Origin of the sequence: Pseudonocardia aurantiaca (assembly GCF_039526725.1) — a bacterium.
GTDB lineage: Bacteria > Actinomycetota > Actinomycetes > Mycobacteriales > Pseudonocardiaceae > Pseudonocardia > Pseudonocardia aurantiaca.
In genome coordinates this window covers 74710-100355 of sequence record NZ_BAAAJG010000026.1, presented here as the reverse complement: position 1 = coordinate 100355, position 25646 = coordinate 74710, and the positions used below count along the sequence as shown (strand labels likewise).

At 70.9% G+C, this 25646-nt stretch carries 25 protein-coding genes and 2 pseudogenes; 10 read left to right on the top strand and 17 right to left on the bottom strand.

Features of this window, described 5'->3' with window-relative positions; genetic code table 11:
* Nucleotides 1-37: 37 nt before the first annotated feature.
* A complete protein-coding gene (locus ABD143_RS31490) occupies nt 38-1210 on the bottom strand; it encodes an MFS transporter (RefSeq protein ID WP_343985230.1) in 1173 nt (390 codons plus the stop codon).
* An 84-nt stretch (nt 1211-1294) separates the two neighbouring features.
* Between ABD143_RS31490 and ABD143_RS31485 the strand changes: the two genes are divergently transcribed.
* Together ABD143_RS31485 and ppk2 are read left to right on the top strand one after the other, a co-directional pair.
* Nucleotides 1295-1621: an ArsR/SmtB family transcription factor gene (locus ABD143_RS31485; RefSeq protein ID WP_343985228.1), complete on the top strand. Its 327-nt coding sequence runs from the start codon at nt 1295-1297 to the stop codon at nt 1619-1621.
* A gap of 24 nt (nt 1622-1645) precedes the next feature.
* Nucleotides 1646-2443, top strand: a complete 798-nt coding sequence (gene ppk2 / locus ABD143_RS31480; RefSeq protein ID WP_343985226.1) for a polyphosphate kinase 2 — start codon at nt 1646-1648, stop codon at nt 2441-2443.
* 50 nt (nt 2444-2493) lie between these two features.
* On the opposite strand, the gene ABD143_RS31475 is transcribed toward ppk2, so the two are convergent.
* From ABD143_RS31475 to ABD143_RS31455, 5 genes are all read right to left on the bottom strand, one after another.
* On the bottom strand, nt 2494-3609 hold the full coding sequence (locus ABD143_RS31475; protein ID WP_343985224.1) for a Gfo/Idh/MocA family protein: 1116 nt from the start codon (nt 3607-3609) through the stop codon (nt 2494-2496).
* A complete protein-coding gene (locus ABD143_RS31470; protein ID WP_343985222.1) occupies nt 3594-4289 on the bottom strand; it encodes a ThuA domain-containing protein in 696 nt (231 codons plus the stop codon). The genes ABD143_RS31475 and ABD143_RS31470 overlap by 16 nt, the downstream gene beginning before the upstream one ends.
* A 30-nt stretch (nt 4290-4319) precedes the next feature.
* The gene (locus tag ABD143_RS31465; RefSeq protein ID WP_343985220.1) at nt 4320-5258 is read right to left on the bottom strand and encodes a carbohydrate ABC transporter permease; all 939 of its coding nucleotides are present in this window, start codon (nt 5256-5258) and stop codon (nt 4320-4322) included.
* A gap of 1 nt (nt 5259) precedes the next feature.
* Nucleotides 5260-6147: a carbohydrate ABC transporter permease gene (locus ABD143_RS31460; RefSeq protein WP_343985218.1), complete on the bottom strand. Its 888-nt coding sequence runs from the start codon at nt 6145-6147 to the stop codon at nt 5260-5262.
* A 126-nt stretch (nt 6148-6273) separates the two neighbouring features.
* Complete coding sequence (locus ABD143_RS31455; RefSeq protein WP_343985216.1) at nt 6274-7557, bottom strand: extracellular solute-binding protein; 1284 nt, start codon at nt 7555-7557, stop codon at nt 6274-6276.
* Nucleotides 7558-7843: 286 nt separating this feature from the next.
* On the opposite strand from ABD143_RS31455, the gene ABD143_RS31450 reads away from it, so the two are divergent.
* Complete coding sequence (locus ABD143_RS31450) at nt 7844-8935, top strand: LacI family DNA-binding transcriptional regulator (RefSeq protein WP_343985214.1); 1092 nt, start codon at nt 7844-7846, stop codon at nt 8933-8935.
* A 126-nt stretch (nt 8936-9061) separates the two neighbouring features.
* On the opposite strand, the gene ABD143_RS31445 is transcribed toward ABD143_RS31450, so the two are convergent.
* Nucleotides 9062-9850 carry a carbon-nitrogen hydrolase family protein gene (locus ABD143_RS31445; protein WP_343985212.1) on the bottom strand — a complete coding sequence of 263 codons (789 nt, stop codon included), beginning with the start codon at nt 9848-9850 and terminating at the stop codon, nt 9062-9064.
* 29 nt (nt 9851-9879) lie between these two features.
* Here ABD143_RS31445 and ABD143_RS31440 point away from each other — a divergent pair, with 29 nt between their 5' ends.
* Nucleotides 9880-10542, top strand: coding sequence for a GntR family transcriptional regulator (locus tag ABD143_RS31440; RefSeq protein WP_343985210.1), 663 nt, complete (start codon nt 9880-9882; stop codon nt 10540-10542).
* Here the strand turns inward: ABD143_RS31440 and ABD143_RS31435 are convergent.
* On the bottom strand, nt 10514-11881 hold the full coding sequence (locus tag ABD143_RS31435) for an MFS transporter (RefSeq protein WP_343985208.1): 1368 nt from the start codon (nt 11879-11881) through the stop codon (nt 10514-10516). The genes ABD143_RS31440 and ABD143_RS31435 overlap by 29 nt on opposite strands.
* A gap of 96 nt (nt 11882-11977) precedes the next feature.
* Between ABD143_RS31435 and ABD143_RS31430 the strand changes: the two genes are divergently transcribed.
* The 3 genes from ABD143_RS31430 to ABD143_RS31420 all read left to right on the top strand — a co-directional run bounded on the left by ABD143_RS31430 (nt 11978) and on the right by ABD143_RS31420 (nt 16120).
* Nucleotides 11978-12664 carry a DUF2848 domain-containing protein gene (locus ABD143_RS31430; RefSeq protein ID WP_343985206.1) on the top strand — a complete coding sequence of 229 codons (687 nt, stop codon included), beginning with the start codon at nt 11978-11980 and terminating at the stop codon, nt 12662-12664.
* A 159-nt stretch (nt 12665-12823) separates the two neighbouring features.
* Complete coding sequence (locus ABD143_RS31425) at nt 12824-13885, top strand: 3-deoxy-7-phosphoheptulonate synthase (protein WP_343985204.1); 1062 nt, start codon at nt 12824-12826, stop codon at nt 13883-13885.
* 267 nt (nt 13886-14152) lie between these two features.
* The gene (locus tag ABD143_RS31420) at nt 14153-16120 is read left to right on the top strand and encodes a CehA/McbA family metallohydrolase (RefSeq protein WP_343985202.1); all 1968 of its coding nucleotides are present in this window, start codon (nt 14153-14155) and stop codon (nt 16118-16120) included.
* Between the two features lie 10 nt (nt 16121-16130).
* Here the strand turns inward: ABD143_RS31420 and ABD143_RS31415 are convergent, their stop codons facing one another.
* The 5 genes and pseudogenes from ABD143_RS31415 to ABD143_RS31395 all read right to left on the bottom strand — a co-directional run bounded on the left by ABD143_RS31415 (nt 16131) and on the right by ABD143_RS31395 (nt 18898).
* Nucleotides 16131-16508 (bottom strand): hypothetical protein, encoded by a 378-nt coding sequence (locus ABD143_RS31415; RefSeq protein WP_343985890.1) that lies wholly within the window; start codon nt 16506-16508, stop codon nt 16131-16133.
* Between the two features lie 124 nt (nt 16509-16632).
* Nucleotides 16633-17196 (bottom strand): annotated as a pseudogene (locus tag ABD143_RS31410) (RNA polymerase sigma factor); the annotation flags it as partial.
* Entirely contained in the window at nt 17193-17534 is a 342-nt protein-coding gene (locus ABD143_RS31405) for a YciI family protein (protein ID WP_343985201.1), read from the bottom strand. The gene ABD143_RS31405 and the pseudogene ABD143_RS31410, both read right to left, overlap by 4 nt.
* Before the next feature lie 89 nt (nt 17535-17623).
* Nucleotides 17624-18130, bottom strand: a complete 507-nt coding sequence (locus ABD143_RS31400) for a hypothetical protein (RefSeq protein ID WP_343985199.1) — start codon at nt 18128-18130, stop codon at nt 17624-17626.
* 75 nt (nt 18131-18205) lie between these two features.
* A complete protein-coding gene (locus tag ABD143_RS31395; protein ID WP_343985197.1) occupies nt 18206-18898 on the bottom strand; it encodes an alpha/beta fold hydrolase in 693 nt (230 codons plus the stop codon).
* Nucleotides 18899-19160: 262 nt separating this feature from the next.
* On the opposite strand from ABD143_RS31395, the gene ABD143_RS31390 reads away from it, so the two are divergent.
* Complete coding sequence (locus ABD143_RS31390) at nt 19161-20633, top strand: hypothetical protein (RefSeq protein WP_343985195.1); 1473 nt, start codon at nt 19161-19163, stop codon at nt 20631-20633.
* On the opposite strand, the gene ABD143_RS31385 is transcribed toward ABD143_RS31390, so the two are convergent.
* Both ABD143_RS31385 and ABD143_RS31380 read right to left on the bottom strand, forming a co-directional pair.
* Complete coding sequence (locus ABD143_RS31385) at nt 20602-21450, bottom strand: class I SAM-dependent methyltransferase (protein ID WP_343985193.1); 849 nt, start codon at nt 21448-21450, stop codon at nt 20602-20604. The two genes, ABD143_RS31390 and ABD143_RS31385, sit on opposite strands and share 32 nt — an antisense overlap.
* A gap of 68 nt (nt 21451-21518) precedes the next feature.
* Nucleotides 21519-22379, bottom strand: coding sequence for an FkbM family methyltransferase (locus ABD143_RS31380; protein WP_343985834.1), 861 nt, complete (start codon nt 22377-22379; stop codon nt 21519-21521).
* 171 nt (nt 22380-22550) lie between these two features.
* Here ABD143_RS31380 and ABD143_RS31375 point away from each other — a divergent pair, with 171 nt between their 5' ends.
* Nucleotides 22551-23315 (top strand): SDR family NAD(P)-dependent oxidoreductase, encoded by a 765-nt coding sequence (locus ABD143_RS31375; protein ID WP_343985831.1) that lies wholly within the window; start codon nt 22551-22553, stop codon nt 23313-23315.
* A gap of 348 nt (nt 23316-23663) precedes the next feature.
* Here ABD143_RS31375 and ABD143_RS31370 read toward each other — a convergent pair.
* A pseudogene (locus ABD143_RS31370) lies at nt 23664-24122 on the bottom strand (SDR family oxidoreductase); the annotation flags it as partial.
* Between the two features lie 173 nt (nt 24123-24295).
* Here ABD143_RS31370 and ABD143_RS31365 point away from each other — a divergent pair.
* Complete coding sequence (locus tag ABD143_RS31365; RefSeq protein ID WP_343985191.1) at nt 24296-24928, top strand: NYN domain-containing protein; 633 nt, start codon at nt 24296-24298, stop codon at nt 24926-24928.
* A gap of 418 nt (nt 24929-25346) precedes the next feature.
* Here ABD143_RS31365 and ABD143_RS31360 read toward each other — a convergent pair whose 3' ends face one another.
* Nucleotides 25347-25625, bottom strand: a complete 279-nt coding sequence (locus ABD143_RS31360) for a hypothetical protein (protein WP_343985189.1) — start codon at nt 25623-25625, stop codon at nt 25347-25349.
* Nucleotides 25626-25646 lie beyond the last annotated feature (21 nt).

Below are 25646 nucleotides of genomic sequence, written 5' to 3'. Positions count from 1 at the left end.
CGGCGGTGCTACCACTTCTCGATCCGCGGGACACGGCCTAATCGGCCGGGATGGCGGCGACCGGCTGCGCCGCGCGCCGGACGCTCCCCCGCAGGCTCAGGAGCAGGACGAGCACGACCAGGCCGAGCGCAGCGCCGACCTCCGGCAACACCAGCACGCCCGCGGTGTCGATCACCACCCCGCCGAGGACGCCTGCGATGCCGATGCCGAAGTAGATCGCGGAGGCGTTCAGCGAGAGGACGAGCCCGCCGGCGGGCGCCAGCTCCAGGAGGAGCGACTGCACGGGCGGGTTGAACGACCATGTGAAGACGCTCCACACGAACAACGCGATCGCGGCACCTGCGAGGGTGGTGGCCGTGACCGGCAGCGTCGCGATCATCACGACGAAGCCCGCCAGCACGCCGAACAGCGTCGGGATGCTCCCGAACCGGTCGGCGGCGCGGCCGCCCCAGCTGTTGCCGAGGATCGCGCCGACGCCGTAGACCAGCAGGAGCAGGCCGATCGTGGCGCCGTCCAGCCCGGTCGTGGCGGTCAGCAGCGGCGTCACGTAGATGTAGACGACCATCGTGCCGACCACACCGAACACGGTGATCGCGAGCACGGTGAGCACCCGGCGGTCGGCGCCGACGGCGAACCGGTCGCGAAGCGGCACGGGCGGCGGCGCGTCCATGCGCGGCAGGCGCAGCCGCACGGCCACCCCGACGAGCACGCAGACGACCGCGACCAGCCCGAACACACCCTGATAGCCGATGGCGCCGCCGAGGAGAGTGCCTGCGGGCACGCCGATGGCGAGCGCGAGGGTCAATCCGCCGAACACGATGGCGACGGCCCTGCCGCGGCGCTCGGGCGGGTGCAGTGCGGTGGCGAACAGCGTGGCTGCCGGGGTGTAGGCGGCGGCCCCGAGCGCTGCCACGATTCGGCCGACGAGCAGCAGCGGGTAGGTCGTCGCCACGGCCGCGAGCGCGTTGCCCAACGCGGCGACTCCCAGTGCCGCGAGCAGCAGCGTGCGTCGTTCCCAGCGGCCTGCGAGCGTCGCGAGCAGCGGGGCGCTGACGGCGTAGGCGAGTGCGAACGCCGTGGCGAGCTGGCCCGCGGCGGTCAGCGAGACGCCCAGCTCGGCGCTGACGGCGGGCAGCACGCCGGAAACCACGTAGGCGCTCGTGCCGACGGCGAACGCGCCGGCGGCGAGCAGGTAGGTGCGTGCGGACATCGATTGCCTTCCCTGGACCACTAGTACGACGGGCACCGTACTACGATAGTGGTCGAACTTCGATGGCCGTCGTACTATTTCCGTATGCCGCCCACAGTCGCGCAGCACACCGTGCTCCCGCAGCCCGCACGGGAGGAGATCCGCATCGAGCAGGTCCTGCAGGCGCTCGGCGATCCGGTGCGGCTGCTGTTCGTGCGGGCTCTCGCCCGCTCACCCGAGGGCGTCGCGTGTGGCGCGGTGCCGCTGCCCGTCACCAAGTCCACGCGCACGCACCACCTGCGGATCCTGCGCGAGGCCGGGGTGATCAGCATGCGCGCCGAGGGCACTCGACGGCTCTCCAGCCTGCGCCGCGAGGATCTGGACGCCCGCTACCCGGGCCTGCTCGACGGCGTATTGAACGCGTCACACTGACATGAATTCTGGGAGGATGCGGCGATGAGCCGCCTTCGCCGCAAGCCCTACGAGCGCGAACTGCTGCGCCTCCAGGCCGACCTGGTGCAGATGCAGGAGTGGGTGCGCACCAGCGGCACCCGGCTCGTCGTGGTGTTCGAGGGCCGCGACGCCGCCGGCAAAGGCGGCGCAATCAGACGCATCACGGAGTACCTCAACCCCCGGATCTGCCGCATCGTCGCGCTGCCGGCGCCGACCGAGCGGGAGCGCACGCAGTGGTACTTCCAGCGCTACGTCGAGCACCTCCCCGCAGCCGGCGAGATCGTGCTGCTCGACCGCAGCTGGTATAACCGCGCGGGCGTCGAGCGCGTGATGGGCTTCTGCTCGCCCGACGAGTACGCGCGGTTCCTGCGGCAGTGCCCGATCTTCGAAAACCTGCTGATCGAGGACGGCGTCCTCCTGCGCAAGTACTGGTTCTCGGTGAGCGACAGCGAGCAGGAGCGCCGGTTCCGCGGTCGGATGGACGACCCGATGCGGCAGTGGAAGCTCTCCCCGATGGACCTGGAGTCGATCACTCGCTGGGAGGACTACTCGCGGGCGAAGGACGAGATGTTCGCCCACACCGACACCCGCACATCGCCCTGGTACGTGGTGGAAGCGGAGGTCAAGCGCAACGCGCGGATCAACATGATCGCCCACCTGCTGGCCAGCGTGCCGTGGCAACCGGTGCCGTCACGCAGCCTGAAGCTGCCTGATCGGCCGCCGCAGCGCGGATACCAGCGCCCGCCGCGCGAGCAGTTCCACGAGGTGCCCGACCACGCCACCACGCTGACGGGCGCCTGAACGAGCTCCCGCGTTCTCCGTCCGGCTACGACGGACGGACGCCCTGCGCGTCACCCGGTGAGGACTACCACCCCCGCCACCGGGTCCGGGCGCTCGCACGTGGTGGTGACATCGAGCGACATCCGGGTGTCGGCGGCGTGGTGGACGCACTCCATCACGTCCAGGACGTGCAGGGCGAGCTCGTCGCCCGCCCGGTGCGGCCGGCCGTCGGCGAGTGCGATCGCGAGGTCTGCCATCCCGTAGCCGCGCCCGGCGTCCCGGTAGCCGGCGGTCACCCCGACGTCGACCCAGCCCTCGTCCGGCGCGGCTGCCGAGTACAGCTCGACGGTCCCGGCGAACGCGTTCGGGTCGGGCACCGAGAGCGAGCCGCCCGTGCCGTGCACCTCGATGCGCGGCAGCCGGGCGGCCCACACATCGAAGCTCATGATCAGTGTGGACAGCGCGCCGGAGGCGTGCTCGAGGATCGCGGTGACAGTGGAGTCGACCGCGACGTCGAACGACTCGCCCGCGCGCGGGCCGCTGCCGATCGTGCGGGTGGAAGACGGCCGGGACGACGCCCCGGTGACGCGCACGACCGGACCGAGCAGGTGCACCAGTGACGTGAGGTAGTACGGGCCCATGTCGAGCAGCGGCCCACCCCCGGGCTGGTAGTAGAAGTCCGGCGCAGGGTGCCAGCGCTCGTGGCCCGGGGTGGTCATGAACGCCGTGGCCGAGTGCGGCGTGCCGATCCGCCCCGCGTCCACGACGGCGCGGGCGGTCTGCACGCCGGTGCCGAGCACCGTGTCCGGGGCGCACCCCAATCGCAGCCCCGCCGTGGCCGCGGCTTTCACGAGCTCGCGGCCCTCCGCCACCGACGTGGCGATCGGCTTCTCCACGTAGACGTGCTTGCCGGCCGCCAGCGCGTCGAGCGCCACGTCGGCATGCGTCGCCGGCAGGGTGAGGACCAGCACGACGTCCACGTCCTCGGCCGCGAGCAGCTCCGGCAGCGGAACTGAACGCGCGCCGTCGTGCTGCGCGGCGAGCGCCTCGGCGCGGTCGGCCTGCAGGTCGCAGACGGCGGTGACGCGCAGCTGCGGCAACCGGGCGAGGCAGGTCGAGTACTGCGCCGAGATGTTGCCGGCCCCGACGACCCCGACCCGCAGCGGTGCGTTCAGCGGGCCGCCCACAGCATGCCCCTCTCGATGATCGTCGTGACGTTCGGATTCCGGACGACGTCCATGTCGTGGCCCGGGGTGCAGACGAAGACGCGGCCCCGGCCCCAATCGCGGGTCCAGATCGCCGGCGAGGGGACGGGCCGGTGCCAGGGGTCCCACTCGCGCGCGGCCAGCGTCGTGGTGGCTAGGACGTCGACGTAGGCGTCGGTGAGGACCCAGTACTGCTCGGTGACCAGGTCGAAGTCCGCGATCCCCTGCGTGATCGGATGGTCGGCCGCCGCCGGCAGCATCTCGACGCGATAGGGGATGAAGTTGTCCGCCTGCTCGCCCCTGCGCTCCGTGGGCGCCTTCGGCGGGTGGCAGGCGAACTGGCCACCGATCAGGTGCAGGTAGTCGGCCGAGCTGCGGTACGAGTCGGCGATGCCGCCGTGCCAGCCGGCGAGACCGGTGCCGTTCTCGACGGCGGTGATCAGGCCCGAGAGCTCGTCCTGCTCGATCGTGCTCATCGTCATGCACTGGACGACGAGGTCCACGCCGGCCATGTAGCCGGTGTCGGCGTACACGCGGGGCGAGTCCTCGACGCGCACGGCGAAGCCGTTGTCCTTCAGGTGCGGGAGGAACTCGTCGGTGGCCTCGACGGGATGGTGCCCTTCCCAGCCCCCGCGTACCACCAACGCCTGCCGTTCCGTCACGAAAGTTCCCTTCACGTCGAGAGAATCCGGCTACTTGGTGAAGCCGGCGGTGAGGCCGGAGAGCAGTTGGCGCCGCCCGAGGACGTAGAGCGCCAGGATGGGCAGCGTCGTCAGGACGACTGACGCGAGCACCGCGGGGATGTCGATGCTGTACTGGCCCTGGAAGCTCCACAGCGCGAGCGGCAGCACCCGCAGCTCAGGGCTCTGGGTCAGCACGAGCGGCAGCAGGAAGGAGTTCCACACCTGCAGCGCCTGGTAGACCGTCACCGTCACCAGCGCAGGGCGGGTCAGCGGGAACGCCAGCCGCCACATCGTTCCCCACTCGGTCGCGCCGTCCAGCCGCATCGACTCGAACAGCTCGTTCGGCACGTCGCGGATGAAGTTGGCCAGGATGAGCACGGTCAGCGGGATGGCGAACGCAATGGACGGCAGGATCAGCGCGAGCAGGCTGTCGTAGAGGTGCAGCCGGATGATGATCAGGTAGATCGGGATGATGGTCGCCTGCAGCGGGATGGCCAATCCCATGAGGAACACGCCGTTGGCCAGCCGCAGGAAGCGCCCCCTGCCGCCACGGACGATCGCGAAGGCGGCCATGAACGAGACCAGCACCGCCGGCACGGTCGCGCCGACGGTGACCGTCACCGAGTTCACGAAGTACCGCACGAAGTCGGCCTCGATCACCGTCCGGTAGTTGTCGAGCGTCGGCTCCCCGGGCAGGGCCAGCGGGTTCGTCGAGAAGTAGACGGACTGGCTCTTGAAGCTGGTGATGACGATCCAGTAGATCGGCACGATGATGATCAGGAGCCAGACCCACCCGGCGAGACCGCCGAGGTAGTTGCGGCGCTGGGCGGACGCGCCCCTGCGGCGGGCACCGGCCGGACCGGAGCCGCCGCCGCGCGGGGTCCGGCCCGGCGCGGGGGCCGTGGGTCCGGTGGTGGCGCCGGTGCCGGTGCCGGTGCGGGTCGCCATGTCAGGCTCCTTCCAGCTGACTCGCGTTCGGGTCCTTCCCACCGAGGCGCCGCAGCGCGAGCGCCAGCACCAGTCCGACGAGCACGAGGATCACGGCGATCACGCTGGCCGGGCCCATGAGGTTGCCGCGGAAGCCGCGCAGGTACATGTCGAGCGCGAGCACCCGCGTCGCGTCGCTCGGGCCGCCCGCGGTAAGCACGAAGATCAGGTCGAAGAACGTCAGCGACCCGACCACCATCAGCGTCGACGACGTGATGACCGTGTACTTCAGCTGCGGCAGCGTGATCGAGAAGAACTGCCGCACCCGCCCGGCCCCGTCGATGCGGGCAGCCTCGAAGAGCGAGACCGGGATCTGCCGCACGCCGCCCTGGTAGATCAGCGAGTGGAACGGGATGAACTGCCACGACACCACGAACACCACGACGCCCATCGCGAGCGCCGGCTCCCCCAGCCAGTTCTGCGCCAGGAACGGCAACCCCAGGCCGGCGCCGAGGCCGAAGTTCGGGTCCAGCAGCGACTTGTAGGCGATCGCGATGGCCGCCGAGCTCAGCAGCAGCGGCAGGAAGTACAGCACCGCGAGCACCGCGCGGTACCGCTGGCCCCCGGCGAGGAAGACCCCGATGAGGATGCTCAGCGGCGTCTGCACCAGCCACGACAGCGCCATCACCAGGAACGTGACCCACAGGGCGTGCAGCAGGCCAGGGTCGGAGAGCACCGACATCCAGTTCGCGAGCCCGGCCGGCGTGATCACCCCGATGCCATCCCACGTGGCGAAGCTCAGCACCAGCACGCCCACCAGCGGGACGATCCCGAACGCCGTGAAGAACAACAGCGCGGGCAGCACCAGCCAGGCCAGCGACCCGTGCCGGGTGCCGAGCGCGGCGCTCACCGCCCGCCCCCACCGAAGCCCGGCCGGCGCTGCGCTCGCCGTCGCTCGCTCACGAGTCCTCCTCGCTAGCGCTCGTCGGCCGCGTTCGCGGCGCTGCTGTGTCCGATGGTGAGCTCGCAAGCTCGCTCACGAGCTCGGCGCCGCATTCATGTTGGCGGCGAACTGCTCAGGGGTGATGCTGAGGCCGAAGAGCTGCTCGATGTTGTTGAGGAGCACCTCGGCGGTTGCCGGCGGGAGCGCCTGGTCCCACGACTGCGCGAAGGTGGGCGCCTTCGAGCTCAGGTCGTAGACGAACTGCAGCCAGCCGGCGTCGGGGCTCCCGGCGAACTTGCTGTTGGCGCCGTTGACGATCGGGACGCTGCCCGCTTTCGTGATCCACGCGTCGGCGTCGGCGTCGTTCAGCAGCGCGGTCGCGAAGTAGTCCTTCGCGATGGCCTTCTGCTCGTCCGTGGCGCGCGAGGAGAGCGCGAGGTAGGACGACGGGTTGCCGACGGCGTTTGCCGGATCACCCGTCCCACCCTCGACGGCCGGGAAGGCGGTGTATCCGAGGTTTCCGCCGGGCACGAAGTCTCCGCCGTCCTCCTTCATGGAGCCATAGGTCCAGGCGCCGTGCAGCATCATCGCGGCCTTGCCGGTGTAGAGCAGCGCCTGGTCGGCGTTGGAGTCCGCAGTGATCGACTGGAATCCGTTGACGAAGCCGCCCGCGCGGATGAGGTCCTGGATCTTCGTGAGCCCGTCGATCGCCGCCGGGTTCGACCAGCCGTCCGGCTCTCCGGCGGCGATCGCATCGAAGACCGCGGGGCCGCCCGCGCGGTCGAACAGGTACTCAAGCCACATCATGCTGGTCCAGCGCGACTGCCCGCCGAGCGACAGCGGCGCGATGCCGGCCGCGTTGAACACGGGCACCAGCGCCATCAGCTCGTTCCAGGTGGTCGGCGGCTGCGCGCCGACCTTGGCGAAGACCTGTTTGTTGTAGTACAGGACGATCGGCGAGACGTTCTCGCACGGCACGGCGTAGATCCGCCCGTCGACCGTCGCCGCGCCGAACGCAGTGGCGAAGCGCATGTCCTTGACCCCGGGGCTCTGGGCGAACCAGTCGGTGAGGTCCTCGACCTGGCCGGCGCGGACGTAGTCCCGCAAGCCGCCGCCGCCCCACGTCCAAATGATCGTCGGCGCCTGGTTCGCGCCGAGCGCGGTGCGGATCTTGGTCTTGTAAGCGTCGTTCTGGAACCATGTTGCGGCCAGTTGCCCGTTCGGGTGCGCGGCGTTGAACGCGTCGACGCCGTCCTTGCGGATGCCCTCCTGGGGCTGCCCGGTGAGGTACCAGATGCTGGCCCCGCCGCTGCCGGCCTGGCCGGGACCTGCCGTCCCGCAGGCGGCCAGGGCGCTCGCACCGATCGGTACGGCCATCGCGAATGCCAGGAAGGACCGTCGGGAAATGCGGTTGTGATCCACGTCGATCTCCGTTGCGCCGGGCCGCGTCGCTGCGGCCGCTCGATCCGGACGGTGAACTGCTCGGATACGGCTCCGATACTTTTCGACAGTCCGGGGTGCCCCGCGACCATAGGGAGTGCAGTTAGACGGCGTCAAGCACTCGATCCACCCGCCGCTCGCACGCTGATATCTCGAAAAGTTTCGGAATCTGCTGGGCCCCGGGACTTCCGGGAGCTACCCTGCCCTCAGCCGAACGGGCACCGTGGCGGAATCCCACCGAAGCGGAAGGAACGTTGCACTGACCGCACCCGAACGGTCTGCCGGCAGCCGGCACACCAGACGCACCACCCTCGCCACCATCGCCGCATCCGCCGGCGTGTCGGTGGCGACCGTCTCGAAGGTCGTCAACGGCCGTGCGGACGTCGCCGCCGGCACCCGGGCCGTTGTCGAGGAGCTCCTGCGCCGTCACGAGTACGTTCCGCCGTCCGTGCGGCGCGCCGCCGGCGCGTCGACGACCGTGGAGCTGCTGATCAGCGGGCCGTTCGGCGTCTATTCGACCCAGGTGATCGAGGGCGTTGTGCAGGCCGGCGCGGAGACCGGCACGTCGATCGTCGTCGGCTCCCTGGACGATCATCGCCAGCCCGGTTTCGCGCCCCAGGGCTGGGCCCGGCGGCTCGTCGGCGCCGGCCGTGCCGGCGTCATCGTCGTCACCGGCGCCCTCACCGGGGGGCACGTCACCGCGCTCGCGCTCGCCGGTGTGCCGCTCGTGGTGATCGACCCGCTCAACATGCCGGGCGCGGAGGTCACCAGCGTGGGCTCGACCAACTTCGCCGGCGGCATGAGCGCGACCCGGCACCTGCTCGACCTCGGGCACGAGCGCATCGCCTACGTCGGCGGGCCCCCGAGCTCCGGGTGCAACCAGGCCCGCTTGCACGGGTACCGGGCCGCGCTGGAGAACTCCGGGATCACCAGCCGTCCCGAATACGTGGCGAACGAGGACTTCGCCTACGACGTCGGCCGCCGCGCCGGTGGTCGGATGCTCGACCTCGCCGCGCGCCCCACCGCCATCGTCGGTGGCTGCGACACCATCGCGATCGGGATCATGGAGGCCGCCCGGGTGCGAGGCCTGCGGATCCCCGAGGACGTCAGCGTCACCGGCTTCGACGACACCGAGCTCTCCACCATGACATCGCCCCCGCTGTCCGTGATCCGACAGCCGCTGCGGGAGATGGGCCGCGTCGCCCTGAAGTCGGTGCTGCAGCTGGCGGCCGGGGACGCGCTCGACTCCCACCACGTCGAGCTCGCGACGGAGCTGGTCGTGCGCGGCTCGACCGCTCCGCCACCCGATCTATGACGGGACCGGACGCGGCGGAGTCGTGAGCGAGCTTGCGAGCTCACCATCGGACACAGCAGCGGGTTCCGCGGACCAGGCGCATCGACGAATCGACGGGTCGACGGACACCCCCGCCGAAGTACCGCCTCAGAAGCGCCGGTTCGCCAACACGGGCACGGCCTTGCGGGCCTCCTCGACAGCCGCGAGGTCGAGGTCGACGACCAGCAGCCCGGGCTCGGCACCGAGCTGGTCGATCACCCCGCCGAGCGGCCCGACGGCGAGGCTCGCGCCGATACCGGTGGGGGCTTTGCCCGCCTCGCCGCCGACGGTGGTGGGGTCGGCCTGGTCGCACGCGGCCACGAACGCGGTGCTGTCAAGCGCGCGGGCGCGCACCAGCAGGTCCCACTGCTCCCGCTTGCCGGGCCCGGCACCCCAGGACGCGGGCACCAGGATCACGGTGGCACCACTCCCGGCCAGTTCCTGGAAGAGCCCGGGGAAGCGCAGGTCATAGCAGGTCGCGAGGCCGATCTGCACACCGTCCACCTCGATGCTCGCGGGCTTCGTGCCGGGCGCGACCGTGCGCGACTCGGCGAACCCGAACGCGTCGAAGAGGTGGATCTTGTCGTAGGACGTCTCGACACCTCGGCCGGTGGCGATGAGCGTGTTGCGGACGCGACCGTCGTCGGCGGGGGTGAACATGCCCGCGACGACAGTGATCCCCGCTTCGGCGGCGATGGCGCGCACCCGCTCGGCCCACGGCCCGTCCAGCGGCTCGGCGACCGGCCCGAGTGGGTGGCCGAAGGCGCACATCGTGGCCTCCGGGAAGACGACCACCGCCGCCCCGGCCGCCGCGGCGCGCTGCGCGCCGTCCTCGACGAGGCCCAGGTTGTGGGCCGGATCGGCCGTCGACGCAATCTGGGCGAGTGTGATCCGCACGAAACCTCCAGTTACTGTATACATGTTGCATGCAGAGAGCCGGGGCTGCGCCGGCGTCGGGCCGCGAGCGCGCCTACCGCCACCTCCGGGAGACGGTGCTGGTCGATCCGGCGGTGCAAGGGACCTTCCTCAACGAGGTGGAGCTCGCCCAGGACATCGGCGTGTCGCGCACTCCCGTGCGGGAGGCGCTGCTCCTGCTCGCCGCCGACGGCCTCATCGAGATGGTGCCCAAACGCGGAGCGTACGTGCCACCCCTGTCCGGGCGGCAGATAAAGGACCTGATGGAGCTGCGCACGCTGCTCGAACAGCACGCTGCGTCGGTGACCCTCGCCACGGGCTCGGTGCCCGTCGCCGCCATGCGCGCCGCGCTCGCAGAGCAGGAGCGCTTGCTGGCCGGCGACGCCCGCGACAACGACACCGCACGCGAGTTCATCGACTGGGACCGGCAGTTCCACCAGGCCCTCGTCGACGCGGCGGGGAACGAGCTGATCGCGCGCACCTACGCGGGCCTTCGGACCCGGCAGGTGCGCGTCGGCGTCGCCGCGCTGTTCCGGACCACCGACCGGCAGCGGGCCGTGTGCGTCGAGCACGGACGCATCGTCGAAGCGCTCGCGGCGGACGACGAAGACGCGGCGCGCGAGGCGATCTCGGACCACCTGCGGATCACGTTGCGGCTGTTCCTGGAGGCGTGACCGGAGCCGACCATTGGATGAGGTACGCCTCGTCCTCGGCCGGGTCGGGGTCACGCCCGAGTGCGAGCCCGACCAGCGTCAGCAGGCACGCCACGAAGACATAGACGGCCACCGGCACCCACGTGCCCCAGCCGCTGAGCAGCGCCGTGAACGCCAGCGGCGCGACGGCACCACCGACCACGCCCGCGAGCGTGTAGGCCAATGAGCTGCCCGTGTAGCGCAGCCGCGTCGAGAACTGCTCGGTCACGAACGCGGCCTGCGGCCCGTACATGAACGAGTGCAGCGCCAGCCCGACCACCACGCCGAGGACCAGTAAGGCCGTCGAACGCGAGCTGATCATGGGGAAGAAGACGAACGGCCACACGGCCGCACCCGCGGCGGCGATCCCGTAGACCAGCCGCCGGTTGACGCGGTCGGAGATGGCCCCGGCGAGCGGGATCATTCCGAGCTGGAACGCCGACCCGATGAGGATCGCGGTGAGCACCTGGCCGCGGCTCAGGCCGAGCACGGTGGTGGCGTAGGTGATCACGAAGACGGTGAACAGGGCGTAGCTGACGTCCGGGCCGATGCGGCTGAGCACCCCGGCGAGCAGCGCGCGCCGCTGGGTGCGGAAGACCTCGCCGATGGGAGCCGCCGGCTGGTCGCCGCGCTCCTGGATCGCCCGGAAGACCGGGGTGTCCTCGAGCTTCAGCCGGATCCACAGGCCGAACGCCACCAGCACGGCGGACAGCAGGAACGCGATCCGCCAGCCCCAGCTGAGGAACTCCTGGTCCGACATCGTCACGGTAAGCAGCGCGAGCACGCCATTGGACAGCAGGTTGCCGGCGGGCGGACCGATCTGCGCGGCCGAGGACCAGAAGCCGCGCCTGCGCGGGTCGCCGAACTCGCTGGAGAGCAGCACCGCGCCGCCCCACTCGCCGCCGACACCGACGCCCTGCGCGAACCGAAGCAGCACCAGGATGATCGGCGCCGCCACCCCGATCGTCGCGTACGTGGGGAGCAGGCCGATCAGGAATGTCGCCAGCCCGATCAGCAGCAGGGTCAGCACGAGCACCTGCTTGCGCCCGATGACGTCGCCGAGCCGCCCGAAGACGAAGCCGCCGAACGGGCGCGAGACGTAGCCGACCGCGTACGTCGAGAAGGCCAGGAGCGTGCCGGTCAGCGGGTCGGAGTTGGGGAAGAACAGCTGCGGGAACACCAGCGCCGCCGCCGCGGAGTAGACGGCGAAGTCGTACCACTCGAGCGACGTGCCGGTGAGGCTCGCGGTGAACGCCTTGGTCAGCGAGCGCCGGTCGATCTGCTGGTCGATCTGCCGGGGCCCGGTCGTCGGGTCGGGCATCAGGTCCTCCTGTTCGGGCGGCACTCCGCGGTGGCGGGTTCCGTCATACTTCATGTATACAAGCGGCATGCGCAAGGCTTGCAGGAAGGTTCACCGATGACCGATCTCGTTTTCGACCTGCCCGACGGCGCCACCGCGGCCGTCACCGTCACGCGCCTGCTCAACGCCGGGTACGCCGGTCGCGAGCAGGAGGAGGTCGCCGCCCACGTGGCGGAGCTGGCCGAGCTCGGGATCCCTGCTCCCGCGGTCACACCTGCTCTGTACCCAGTCGCGCCCTACCTGGCCGCGCAGGTGGACGGAGTTCCCGTCCAGCACGGCCGCACGTCCGGGGAGGCGGAGTGGGCGCTCGTGGTCGCGGGTCCGGCCCCGGAGGACCTGTTGCTCACCGTCGCCTGCGACCACACCGACCGCGAGCTGGAGGTGCACGGCGTGGCCTGGAGCAAGAACGCGGGCCTCGACGTGCTCGGCCGGGGCGCGTGGCGGCTCGCGGACGTCGAGGAACACGTCGACGAGCTGCGCCTGCGCGCGTGGGTGACCGCCGACGGCGCCGAGCACCTGATCCAGGACGCCTCGCTCGCCGCCCTGCTCCCGCCGCGGTACTGGCTCGACGAGATCGCCGACCTGCTCGTGCCGGGCACGGTGCTGCTCTCGGGCACGTTCGCGATGCTGCCTGGCGTTGACCAGTTCGCTCAGCACTGGCGCGTCGAGCTGGCCGACCCGGTGACCAGTCGCACGCTCGACCTCGGTTACCGAGTGGAGCGTATGCCGGAGCCGATCGGTTAAAGTGGGCCTCGTGGAGCGCTACTACTGGTTTATCCGACCGGCCCGGGAGGGGTCGGCGGCCGAACCGCTGCGCTGATCAACCCTCCTCGAGCCGGACTTTCGAGCCGGCTCGGCGGGAATCACGACGGGCTGGCTCGCCTGAATCAGAGAGCACCCGTCATGACCCTCACCGCCGTCCCCACGCTGGACGAGCACCGCACCACCCGGATCAGTCCGCTGCTCTCCCCTGCGCTGCTGCGGCACGAACTGCCCGCGGACACCGAGGTCGCCGCGACGGTCACGCGCGCCCGCGCCGAGGTCGTGGACATCCTCGACGGCCGAGACGACCGGCTGATCGTCGTCGTCGGGCCGTGCTCCATCCACGACCCCGACGCCGCGATGGACTACGCGACGAGGCTCGCCGCGCACGCCGAACGTGTCTCCGGCGAGCTGCGAATCGTCATGCGGACCTACTTCGAGAAGCCGCGCTCCACGGTCGGGTGGAAGGGCCTGATCAACGACCCCGGCCTCGACGGCACGTTCGACGTCAACCGGGGCCTGCGTACGGCCCGGCGGCTACTGCTCGACGTCACGGCGCTCGGGCTGCCCGTCGGCTGCGAGTTCCTCGACCCCATCACCCCGCAGTTCATCGCGGACATCGTGAGCTGGGGCGCGATCGGCGCCCGCACGGCCGCGAGCCAGGTGCACCGGCAGCTGTGCAGCGCGCTGTCGATGCCCGTCGGGATCAAGAACGGAACCGACGGTGACGTGCAGGTCGCCGTGGACGGAGTGGGCGCGGCGGCCGCGAGCCACGTGTTCATGGGGATCAACCCGGACGGGCTCGCCGCCCTCATCACCACCGCGGGTAACCCCGACTGCCACGTCATCCTGCGTGGCGGCTCCGGCGGCCCGAACTACGACGCCGCGTCCGTCGAAGAAGCACTGGACCGGCTGCGGACCGCGAGCCTGCCGGCCCGGTTGATCGTCGACGCCAGCCACGGCAACAGCGGCAAGGACCACATCCGCCAGGCGTCCGTCGTGGAGGACATCGCCAAGCGGGTGGGCGCGGGCGAGCCGGGGATCACCGGCGTGATGATGGAGAGCTTCCTCGTGGCGGGCCGGCAGGACCTCGGCCCGTCGATGACACGCGGGCAGAGCATCACCGACGCGTGCATGGACTGGGGCACGACCGCCCGGCTGCTCGACGAGCTGGCCGGGGCGGTCGCCGCTCGGAGGGGCTGACCGGGTGACGGTGCGGGCGCTGCCGGCCCCTCCGCCGGCAGCGCCCGCCTCCCGATCGCCGAGGAGCCCCATCCCCCTTTCGCGCGAAAGGTCGCAGCCATTAGCCAGTTGACCCCAGTTCGTCAGAACTGACGACTCGGATGGTCAGAGCAGCGGTGCTCGTCCGAGTGCGTCCGTGACGATCTGCTCCATCTCCTCGGCCAGAACCGGACGTCTACCCATCCGGTTCAGTCCCCAAGGTCCGGGATCACTGGCAGGGTGTCCCGCATGTGCTGCGACCCGCCCACAACCGCGCTGCTCCCGCCGCAGGTCGGGGCGATGCTGGAGGAGTACCTAACGCTGCACGCCGAGCGGCCAAGGGAGTGGGGCGGGGAGTTCGACGAGGTCGGGCGCGGGCAGGCCTTCGCGCGGTGGCTGGGTCCGCACCTCGTGTTCAGCGCGGGCGACTGGCCATCCACCGTGCGGGCGGCGCTCCCCGACCCTCTTCCCACCGGGCTCATCGTCGCCACCCTCACACCGATGGGCGTGCGGCTGCGGACAGGTCCATGGCCGTACGCCCTCCCCGGCGGGCAGTTCGAGGTGGGGGTGCTCGTCGACTCGCGTCTGGCCGAGCCGGCCACCGTCGACATCGACGGCACGGAGGTGCAGGTCGCGGCGGGCGGCGTCGAGCTCGCCACGCGCGCGGGGCAGGGCCCGTGGCGGCTGTCGGTCGGCACCGCCTCCACCTCCGCCGGCGAGCACGTCCCGGCGGCGCGGCTGTGGTTGCGGGCGGGCGCCCCGAGCCGCTGGTCGGTGGTGGACGACCGGGGAGTCGCGTGGTTCCCGGACGGCGCGCTGCGCAAGTGGGACGCCGACGGCACACCGATGTTCCACGGAGACGACCTCGAACTGGACGTTCCCGCAGTGCCGCTGACGGTCACCTGCGGGCGCGGGATGGAGTTCGAGACCGCCCTCGCGACGATCATTCCGGACCCCGGCGCCACCGTGCCTGTCGCGCTCGACCCGCGGCGGCTGCACGACCCGGCCGCCCGCGGTTGGTACGGCGGCGACCTGCACGTCCACATGAACTACAGCGGCGACCTGGTCGTCGCGCCGCAGCACGCGGCCGAGATGCAGCTCGGCGAGGGGCTGCACCTGATGCACCTCGTGGCCGGCAACATCGGCAGCACCCGCGTCTACGACCGTGAGGCGTTCGAGGCCACCGTGGGTACCGACCTGCCGTGGAGCACGGACCGGCGGGTGGCGCGGTTCGGCGTGGAGTACCGCAACGACCTGCTCGGCCACGTTCACGGTCTCGGGCTCACCGGCGTGCCGACCCACTACTCCACCGGCCACGCCGCGTCCGACCACCCCGACGATTGGCCTGCCAACGCGAACGCCTGCGCGGAGCTGCGCGAGCTGGGCGCAACCGTCAGCTACACCCACCCCGTCTTCTCCCCCCTCAGCGACGGCACACCGGCCGAGGTGTTCGGCTTCCCGCGGTCCGTGGAGGCCCGCGAGCTGGTGGCCGACGCGGCGCTCGGGCTCGTCGACTCCGTCGACCTCCTCGGCCCGAACGACGCCGAGGGCACCACGTTGCTCTACCACCACCTGCTCAGCACCGGCCTGCGGCTCGCGGCCACGGCGGGCACCGACGTCTGGCTCTCGTTCTCGTCGGGCCCGCTGATCTCCAACCCGCCGGGCTGGGCGCGCGTCTACGCCGACCTGCGCGGCGCCCCGCTGTCGGTGGCCGCGTTCCAGGAGGCCATCCGCGCGGGCCGCACGCTCGCCACGACCGGACCGTGGCTCGACCTCACCGTCGACGGACGCGGACCCGGTGACGTCATCGCCGCCGACCCGGCCACGGCCGTTCCGGTGAGCGTCGCGTGCACGGGGCTCGGCGTCGAGAGCCTGCAGCTCGTCGGGCCGGACGGGGTGCTCGCCGAGAGCGACGGTTCGGCGATCGAGACCGGCGTCGACGCCGCCGCGTCGACGTGGCTCGCGGCCGTCGCCCGCGGACCGGCCCACCCGTCGGTCCCCGGAGCGGCGGTGTTCGCCCACACCAGCCCCGTGCACATCGAGGTGCACGGGCGACCGGTTCGCCGGGCGGCCAGTGCGCGTTGGCTGCTCGACTGGCTCGACCGGTTCGAGACGCTGGTGCGTGAGCACGGCCGGTTCGCCGGCGACGCCCAGCGTGACGACGTGCTCGACGTGATCACACGGGCGCGTCCGTATTACGAGTCTCAGCTGGGCTGAGAGCCGCCGCTCACAAGGCGGCGGCCAGGGTCTCGGCTCGGAGCACCCGGTCGGCGCCCTCGACATCGACGTACACCAGGTAGTCGGCGGTGTCATACGCGAGGAGGAGCCGATCCGCCGTCGGCGTCAGCTGCGGCCCGACCACCAACAGCTCTGAGTCGTCAACAATGCCGCCGGCCAGATGCAAGCGCGCCTCGTCTAGCTCGGAGTCATAGGTCAGCCGCATTCTTCCCGAACTCAACGTATCCGGACGGAGGATGCGCGAGGCCGCCCAGAACTCGATCTTCACGAGGTTGCCGACGTCGTCGTAGCTCATGGTGACCGACTGCCGGTTCGGGGTGAGCTGCGGGCCGACGTCCTGCGCGATCTCTCCCGAAAAAATTTGCATCTGCAAACGAAGTTGCTCGGCTACTTCTGGACCGTGCGCCTAGCCGGGCACGATCTCCCCATACGAGCCCTGCGATGTCACATGGGCAGCTCCGCACCGCCGTGCCCGTCCGGGCTGACCTCGCCACCACGGCGAGGACAGCCGAGGTCCGGTCGGGGAGCAGGTGGTCGGGCGGCACCCGGTACGGGATGCCGGCCTCCCGGATCTTGCGTTTCGTGCGGACCAGCCGCTGCGCCATCGCCTGCTCCGAGATGAGGAACGCGCGCGCGATCTCGGCGGTGGTGAGCCCGGCGAGCGTCCGCAGCGTGAGCGCCACCCGGCCCTCCAGCGGGAGGGCCGGGTGGCAGCAGGTGAAGATCAGCCGCAGCCGGTCGTCCTGCACCACGCTGTCGAGCCCCGATTCTTGGGGAACGGGTGGTCCCATCGCGATCTCCCGCAGCTTCGCCGACTCGATCGCCTTGCGGCGCAGCCGGTTGCGCGCCGCGTTCCGCGCGGTGGTGGTGAGCCACGCGCCGGGGTTGCGCGGGACTCCGTCGCGCGGCCAGCGGTCGAGTGCCTGAGCGACGGCGTCCTGTGTGCACTCCTCGGCGAGATCCCAGTCGCCGGTCGCGCGGATCAGGGTGGCTACGACCAGGCCCCACTCCGCGCGGAAGACCTGCTCGATCGCCTCGCCGCTGTCGGCGCTCACTCCTCGTCGGGCCAGAACGGCCGCACCTCGACCATCCCGAACATGGCGACGGGGTGCTTCGACGCCACCTCGATGGCCTCGTCGAGGTCCGCGCACTCGATGAGGTCGAACCCGAACATCTGCTCCTTCGTCTCGGCGAAGGGCCCGTCGGAGATCAGCACCTCGTTGCCGCGCATCCGCACGGTCGTTGCGTCCACGACCGGCCGCAGCCGGTGGCCCTGCAGCCGGACGCCCCGGCCGTCCATCTCCTTGACCCAGGCGTCGGTGGCCGCGGCCATGTCGTAGCCGGGCTCCGGCCCGGCACCCTCGGTACCGCAGATCATCAGCATGTACTGCACTTCGGTCCTCCCTGGTTCCGGTACGTCGCTATCACGACAACCGGGGAGGCGGAGGATCGACACTTCCCCCGAAGAAAGTTCCAGCCGGCTCAGCGAGCGGCGTGCCGCAGCGCCGCCATCGCCTGTCCGACGCCGGCACGGGAAGCGCCCGCTCCCGTGCTGCAGTTCGCACGGTAGTCCGCCAGCTCCCGCGATGCGGCCGACGCCAGCTCTCGGGCACGCGGATGGTCGGAAGCTGCGCCCGGCACGTCCAGGCGCACGAGCCAGCCGTCGAGCTCCAGCCGGGCCGTCCGCGCGAACAGCACGTCGTCGCCGGACGGGCCCGAGTTCGGGTGCTCGGCCGCGCGGGCCAGCTCGACGTGCAGCTCGTCGAGGCCGCGGTCGAGCCGGGCGCTGTACGCGGCCCACGCGTCGTCGTCGACCTCGTGGCAGCGGTCGTGCACCTGCGCGAGCCGCGCGCCGAGCTCGTCGAGCTCAGCACGGAACCCGTGGTGCGGGTGTTCCACGCCCACCTCCGCGGCCGCGGTGGCCACGGCGTTCTCCACGTGGGCCAGCCTGGCCCGCACCGGCAGTTGCACCTGCGTGTGCTCGTTCACCCGCGCAGGGTAGGAAGGCCCATCTGACGAGCACCATGCGTGCTGGCTGAACAGCAGGTTGCGTCCCCTGTTCGCTCAGGAGAGGTACCCCTCCAGCCGGTCGGCCACTTCCTGCGGCCTACTGAGCGCGACCAGGTGCCCGCCCGGCATCTCGTCGAGGTCGATCCCGAGCCGCTCCCGCACCACCCGCCGCTGGAACTCCATCGGGAAGAACCGGTCGTCGCGGCCCTGGAGGAAGCGCGTCGGGACGTCGGGCCAGGACGCGAGCGGCCACGGCCTCTCGAATGGCGTGCCGGACTGCTCGGGCTCCCCGCGGGCGAAGACGGCGTCGGTCACATCGGGCGGCACGTCGTGGAAGAACTCCACGAGCGGATCGAAGTCGCCCCCGGTGGGCCGGCCTTCGCGCTCAGCCATCTCGGCCTTCGCCTGCGGCTGCCCGGTGTTGTCCCACCACTCGCCCGGAGACTCGCCCGGCGCCGGCACCATCGCGTTGAGCAGCACGACCATCTCGACCGGCGCCCGCTCGCAGACGAGGGGCGCGGTGAACCCGCCCATCGACTGGGCGACGAGCACGATCGGCGAGCGGCCTCCGATGGCGTCGACCACGGCATCGGTGTACTCGGCGAGCCCCGCCGAGTCGTCGCCGGCCGGGAGGTCGACGGCGACGGCGTCGCGGCCGCGGCCCGCCAGCTCCGCCACGAGGCGGTGCCAGTAGAAGGCGCTGCCTCCGGCCCCGGGGATGAGTACGTACGTGGGGTTCGCAGCCACTGCGGTCCTCCTTCGTGCCGGCATTCCGAAGGTATGACGCCACGGGCGCCGGGAAGTCATCGCTCGACGGCCAAACCGCCACGACCGGGCCGGGACGAGCCACGGGTCACCCGCCGCGCCTGCGGGGAAGCCGTGCTCCTCGTCGCCGATGATGGATGGTCGTTATGAGCTCGGCGTAAGCCGTGAGCTACGTAGGCAGTAACCGACGTTTTGCCCCGCTACGATCATGGCGCCTGATCGACACCGCTTCCCCGGAGGCTAGATGCGTCTGCACGTCGCTGTGCGAGAGGGGGACTTCGTCACCACCTCCTACTCCCCGGCCGGCGCGGACGTCGCGCGTCGCATGGACAGTCTTCGCGAGTTCGACGTGCAGCGGCTCGGCGACCGGACCACGGACGACATGACGTCCCGATGGGCCCGGCTCGATGCGGTGCTGCTCGCCGGGACGTGCACCGTCGACATCACGCCGGACATGCCCGTCGCGACGCTGACCGACCTCGCCCTCGACGCGGCGAGGGCCGCTGGACTCGCGTCGAGCGCGGACCAGGCGCGGGTCAAGTGGTTCGGGGGCGAGGACCCGCGCGTGTGGCTCACGGACCCGGCGACGGACGCTCCCGTGGACGTCGACACCACGGCGGGCGAGGCAGGGTTGGGGGACGGCGACCTCCTCGTGCTCTGCATCGAGCACCCGCCGCAAGCCATGTACCAGCTCGGGCCGGCGGCGACACCGCAGCAGCTCTTCTCCCGGCTCGTCCTGTCCGAACGGCTCTCCCTGCCGAGTGACGAACCGGTCGTGCACGGCGTCCTGCTCTACACCGACGCCGATGCCGGGGTGGCGACGTTCATCCGCACCCACTTCGACGAGCTCAACGCCCTGACCGGCACGCTGCTGCGGATCTTCGTGATGGAGCGGCCGAACGACTGGCGCGCGGCCAAGAGGTACTGGAAGCCTCGGCTGGAGCCGGAGCTGTACCGGAGCTTCGCTTCGCTGCGGTGGCTGCGGTGGGTCCCGTTCGAGAGGGCCAGGGCGTACGAGCTGGCCCGGGAACTCGGCGTCCCGGTGGACGCGCTCCCCTGTCTCGTGCTCTTCGCCGGACACAAGGACGAGCGGAAGCTCGTCTTCCCGATCGACGGGCTCACGATGTCCGGCGTCCGGCGCCTCGTGCAGGAGATCGCCGACGTGGTGGGCGCCGGCCACACGCTCGAGGACGCCTACGAATCCACCTCGTATCAGGCGCGCGGGGCGCGGAGCGAATCGACGGCCCGCGGCGAGGCACTCGCCCGGCTCCGCCGAGCCGAACAACGCCTGAACGACACTCTCCGTCCGGCCTCTGCCGGTTCCCAGCAGTTCGTGTTCCGCGACCACACGGTGTTCGTCCACCTCGGAGGCAAGGTGTCCGACCAGTTCAACTTCCACGGGCAGACCACATTCGTGAACCGGCCCGTCAACACGGTGATCACCGACTTCCAGAACGCGCACGGGGACGGCCCGGCGCAGCGCGGGCTCAGCGAGCTGCTGCAGCTCGTGCTGTCCAGCCCCGCGCTCGGTGAGGCCGAACGGGAGCGGCTCGCAAAGCTGGTCGACGAGGCCGCGGGCGAGTCGGCGAGCGACTCCCCCGAGCCGGGGAAGGTGCGCGGGATCCTGGAGACCGTCAAGACGGCCGTCTCGGACGCGTCCGACATCGCGGGGCCCGCGATCGGGCTCATCGCGAAGGTGCTCGAACTGCTGCCGTGACGCGGTGGTCGTCCTGAACGCACCGTCCGGCGAGCACACGCACCGCGACCCGTTCGACGTACGGGTCCGCCGCGGAGGCCCCGGCGAACGCTTCGCGGAGCCGCTGCTCGAAGACCTCGCGGTCCGGGCCGTGCGGTAGCTGCTCCGGGCTCATCGCGGAATAGACGTTGCCGGCCACCTGCTCGAACGTGAGCTGGTCGACGTACTCGACGACGGTCTCCGCGACGTCGGCGAACCCCGCGTCGGCGAGCTGCGCCGCGTACTCGCCTCGGGTCGCGGGATCGGAGCCGCACCATGCTGTGAGCTCGACGCCGAGCCACGACTCGAGGTGGGCACGCAGAGCCTGCGACCACGCCGTGTCCTGGAGCCAGAGCGGCGTGCCGTTGGCGATCACCCCGACCGTGCCCGCGGGCCGGAGCAGCCGCCCGAGCGTGGAGAAGAGCCGGGGCGGATCCATCCAGTGCAGGGCCTGACCGATGGTGACCGCGTCGAACGAGTGCTCGCCGAGGAGCGGGACCAGTCCATCGAGATCGCTGTCGGCGCCGAGCAGCCATCCGGCGTTGGTCACGCCGGAGGCGAGCCCGGCCTCGCGGGCCAGGCGCAACATGTCGGGTTCGACGTCGACTCCGAGCACCGCGCGCGTCCGGCGCGCGAGCGGGAGGGTGAGCTGGCCGGTGCCGCAGCCGAGGTCGAGCACTCGCGACCGGCCGTCGAGCCCGAGCGAGACCACCACATGATCGACGACGTCCGCGCTGTAGCCGCGGCGGAACTTCGCGTAGTGCTCGGCAGTGGGTCCGGCGAACGACGCTGGGCTCATGCACCCGAGCATGGCGCGGCAGGCGAGCGGGGCAAGCGGTATCGCGGACAGCGGACGAGCGCGCAACCTCAGGTGTCGGCTTGCGACCCGGGTGGGCCGGCCAGGCGGGCGTAGACGTCGCCGGAGCGTCCCAGGGGGCGGAAGCGTTCGAGCAGCGCCACCAGCTCCTCCGCGTCGAGCCAGCGGTCGGATGCGAACCGCATGGTCTCGATGGGCGAGTAGTTGTAGCGGTAGCCGCCCACCTCCGCGCCGAGCCGCTCCACGATGTCGAGGACGGCGAGCGTGGCGTTGTGGGCCGGGGGCAGGTACTCGAACGACAGCGCACGCAGTGGCCGGCTCAGCCCAGCCAGCACGTCGCCCTCGAAGCCCTCGACGTCGATCTTGCAGAAGGCCGGGACGCCGTGAGCGGCGATGAGGTCGTCGAGTGTCACGACCTCCACCTCGACGGAGCGGTCCCACCGCACCTTTGCGAAGCTGCGGTCCTCCGTGACCGACTCGATCCAATCAGCCGACATCGACGAGACCGTCGGGGTAGCGGTGGAGACGCCGAGCCGCGCCCGACCGCGCTGCGCCCCGACGGCCTGCGAGAGGATCGTGACGCCGGAGGTGCGACCGAAGAACAGTCGCAGGACGCGCACGAGATCCGGCTGCGGCTCGACCGCGACCACCGTGGCCCCGAGCTTGCGCCAGGCGCGGACCCGGCTGCCGACGTGGGCGCCGATGTCGAAGGCGAGGTCGCCAGGCGCGAGGAACTCGCTGTAGAACCGCACCATCCGTCGGTGCCTGCCGGGGATGCCGTGGTACATGACGAGGGACCGGGCGATCCCGTAGGCGCGGGCGAACACGGCAGGCATCAGACGCCGCAGGGATGTCTGGTGGGCGTCCGGAACGCCTGGCATGGGCTCCGGCCCCGTCCGCTCGGCTGCCACCGCTCTCCGCCTTCCCATGCCTGCAGAACGACCGCCGCCAGGTGTACCCACCCGCGACAGCCCGCACCGCATGAGCGCCCACCGTAGGGCTCGACCTGTCCGCAATGGCGCGGGGTGTGGTGGAGCGCGCAGGCCCAGGCGCGTGCGGGAGTTGGCGTGGAGGATGAATGGATGAGCGAACGACTTGATGGCACGGTCGCGCTGGTCACCGGCGCCAGCAGCGGAATCGGCGAGGCAACGGCAGTCGAGCTCGCCCGGCAAGGCGCTCGCGTCTCGATCGTTGCGCGGAGACGCGACCGGCTGGCCAAGCTGGCTGCACGTCTCGAGGCTGACGGTGCCGAGGTGCTGGTGATCGAGGCCGATGTGACCGACGAAGCGGCTGCGCGCGATGCGATCGAGCAGACGGTGCAGCGCTTCGGCCGGCTGGACACCGTCATCGCGAACGCCGGCGTCATGTTGCTCGGCCCGATCGAGAACGCGCCGGTCGAGGAATGGCAGCGGATGGTCGAGACCAACGTGATGGGGCTGCTGTACACCTCGCACGCGGCGCTGCCGCATCTGCTCGGCGCCGCCTCCTCCGAACCGCGGCGGGTGGCCGATCTCGTGCTGGTCAGCAGCGTCGCTGGCCGCGTCGCCCGCAACGGCAGCGGCGTCTACAACCTCACGAAGCACGGGGTCGGTGCGTTCGGCGAAGCGCTGCGGCAAGAGGTGACCAGGCGGCACGTCCGGGTGTCGCTGGTCGAGCCCGGCGCGGTGGCCACCGAGCTTGCCGGCCACAACCGCCCCGAAATTCGGGAGACGCTCTCGACGCGGTTCCGCGACATGGAGCGGATGGAGGCGGAGGACATTGCCGACGTGATCGGCTACGTCGTCACCCGCCCGCGCCGCGTCGCGATCAACGAAGTGCTGATCCGCCCGACCGAACAGGAAGGCTGACCGGCCCCAGCCTTCGCCGGTCGTCGCGGCCGATCGTGCGCCCAGCCGGCTCTGCGGCCTGGCTATCGCTGTTCCGCGAGCCAGTCGTCGAAGGTCGTCGGCGCGATGCGGGACTCCCTGGCCGGGCAGTAGCACATCGCCCGCCATGGCCGTGCCGAACATCGACGACCACGTCGGGACGAGCTTCACCGCGCGGCCGCGCGCCTCGTTGGTACGCCGGGCCAAGTCCACCAGGTCTTGTGTCTCCGGCCCGGCGACATCGACGTAACGCCCCAGCGGCTCTCCCACCACGATCTCGGCGAGGACGTCGGCCACGTCCGCGGGGGCGATCGGCTGCACGAGCAGCGGCGCGATCGGTGCGACGCCGTCCTGTTCGGTCCAGGTCGCCACCATCGCAGCGAAGTCGTGGAACTGCGTGGCCGGGACGATCGTCCACGGCACGGGTCCCGCGGCCACGAGGCGTTCCTGTTCCCGCTTGCCCGCGTAGTGCGCGTTGCCCTCGACTCGGTCGATCCCGACTATCGAGAGCAGCACGTGGTGACGGACGCCGGTCCGCTCCTCGGCGGCGAGCAGGCTCCGCGTGGCAGTGCCGAACAGCGCCACCGAGTCGGCCCGGTCGACCGCTGAAATGTTGGTGGCATCGACGAGCGCCTCGACGCCGGCCAGGGCGTTGTCGAGCCCGGCACCAGTCGACAGGTCCACGCCGAGCGAGCGGCTGATGCGCACAACATCGTGCCCGCCGCGTTCAAGCGCGGCGACCGTGAGTGAACCGATGTGCCCGGTCGCGCCTGCGACTGCGATCCGCATGGTGATCTCCCCTCGCTCCGACGTCCTCCCCACACTGCCTCCGTCGGCGCCGGCCCGCACCGTCCGCAACCCAGCGATGCTCCGGCTCGCCCTCAATGAAAGCGAATGGCGCCGAATACTGAGGCGGGAGTCCGCGCCGGCGTCCGGTCAGGGTCGGCCGATAGCCTCATCGGATGCGCACGAATGTCTACGTGGACGGGTTCAACCTGTACTACGGCTGCCTCAAGGGTACGCCGTACAGGTGGCTCGACCTCGGGGCGCTGTGCGATCGGATGCTCCCGAAGAACACGATTAACCGGATTCGCTACTTCACCGCTCGGGTCGCCGCCCGCCCGAACAAGCCACACGATCCGATTCACCAGGAGACTTACCTCCGGGCACTGGCGACTCTCCCATCCCTGACCATCCACCTCGGCCACTTCCTCACGAAGCCGGCCACGATGCCGCTCGCCGAGCCGACACCAGGCGGACCGAAGTTCGCCGAGGTCATGAGGACGGAGGAGAAGGGCTCGGACGTCAACCTGGCGACGTACCTCCTCGCTGACGCCTTCCGGGACGACGCGGAGTGCTTCGTCATCATCAGCAACGACAGCGACCTTACGGAGCCGATGCGGATCGTCCGGCACGAGCTGGGAATGGTGGTTGGGGTCATCAACCCGCACCCGACGGCCAAGCGCAGCCGTGCTCTCATGAGCTGCAAGCCCAGCTTCTTCAAGCAGATCCGTGCCGGTGTGCTTGATGCCAGCCAGTTCCCGACCACTCTTCAGGACGGCACGGGAACGTTCACAAAGCCCCGCGGCTGGTAGGTGGAAGAGGGGAGAAAAGCAGAGGCCCCGCCTTGCGGCGGGGCCTCGCACCCAGGAACCGAAGCTCCTGGGGGGATGCGTCCACGATACATGCCGACCGTGACTTGTCCAGCCGGCTCCCGCTCGGAGGCGCACGGCCAGGGCCGAACGAGCGCGCCGCACAGGCCATGAGTCTTCGCAGTGCGGCCTCGCCGGGGGTCACCCTGGCCGACGGCCTCGTCACACGTGCTGGCGTGTCAATCCCGGGTGCCAGCCTGCTCGATCGCCCGGTACATCGCCTGCGTTGCCTCTTCCTGCGAGTCAGCGAAGCCGTACAGCTCCGTAGCCGTGGCCTCCCTCCAGGCGTTCCACCACCAACGCTGCTGACGCTCGATGAACACAACTCGGGTATCCCACCGCTGCGACCTCAGAACGGACATCAGACGCTCCCGGCATCCGCGACCGGGTACAGCTTGCCCGGCCGAGCCTTGCGGGCCGGCTGCTCCTCGCCATCGGCGAACCACGTCAGTGGGTGCCGCGTACCGAGGTACCCGACCACGAACCGAGTCACCGACGTGGCCGGCACCCGCCAGTCCTGCGACCGGTCCTGTGCGTATCGCCGCGCCTCGCGCTCGTCGACGAACACGATCTCCACCGCGCCGACATCATCCGGTCGGGTCGAGTGCACGGCGTAGACGTAGCTCAGTCCAGTGCTCACTCCGAGAGCTTCCCATTAATG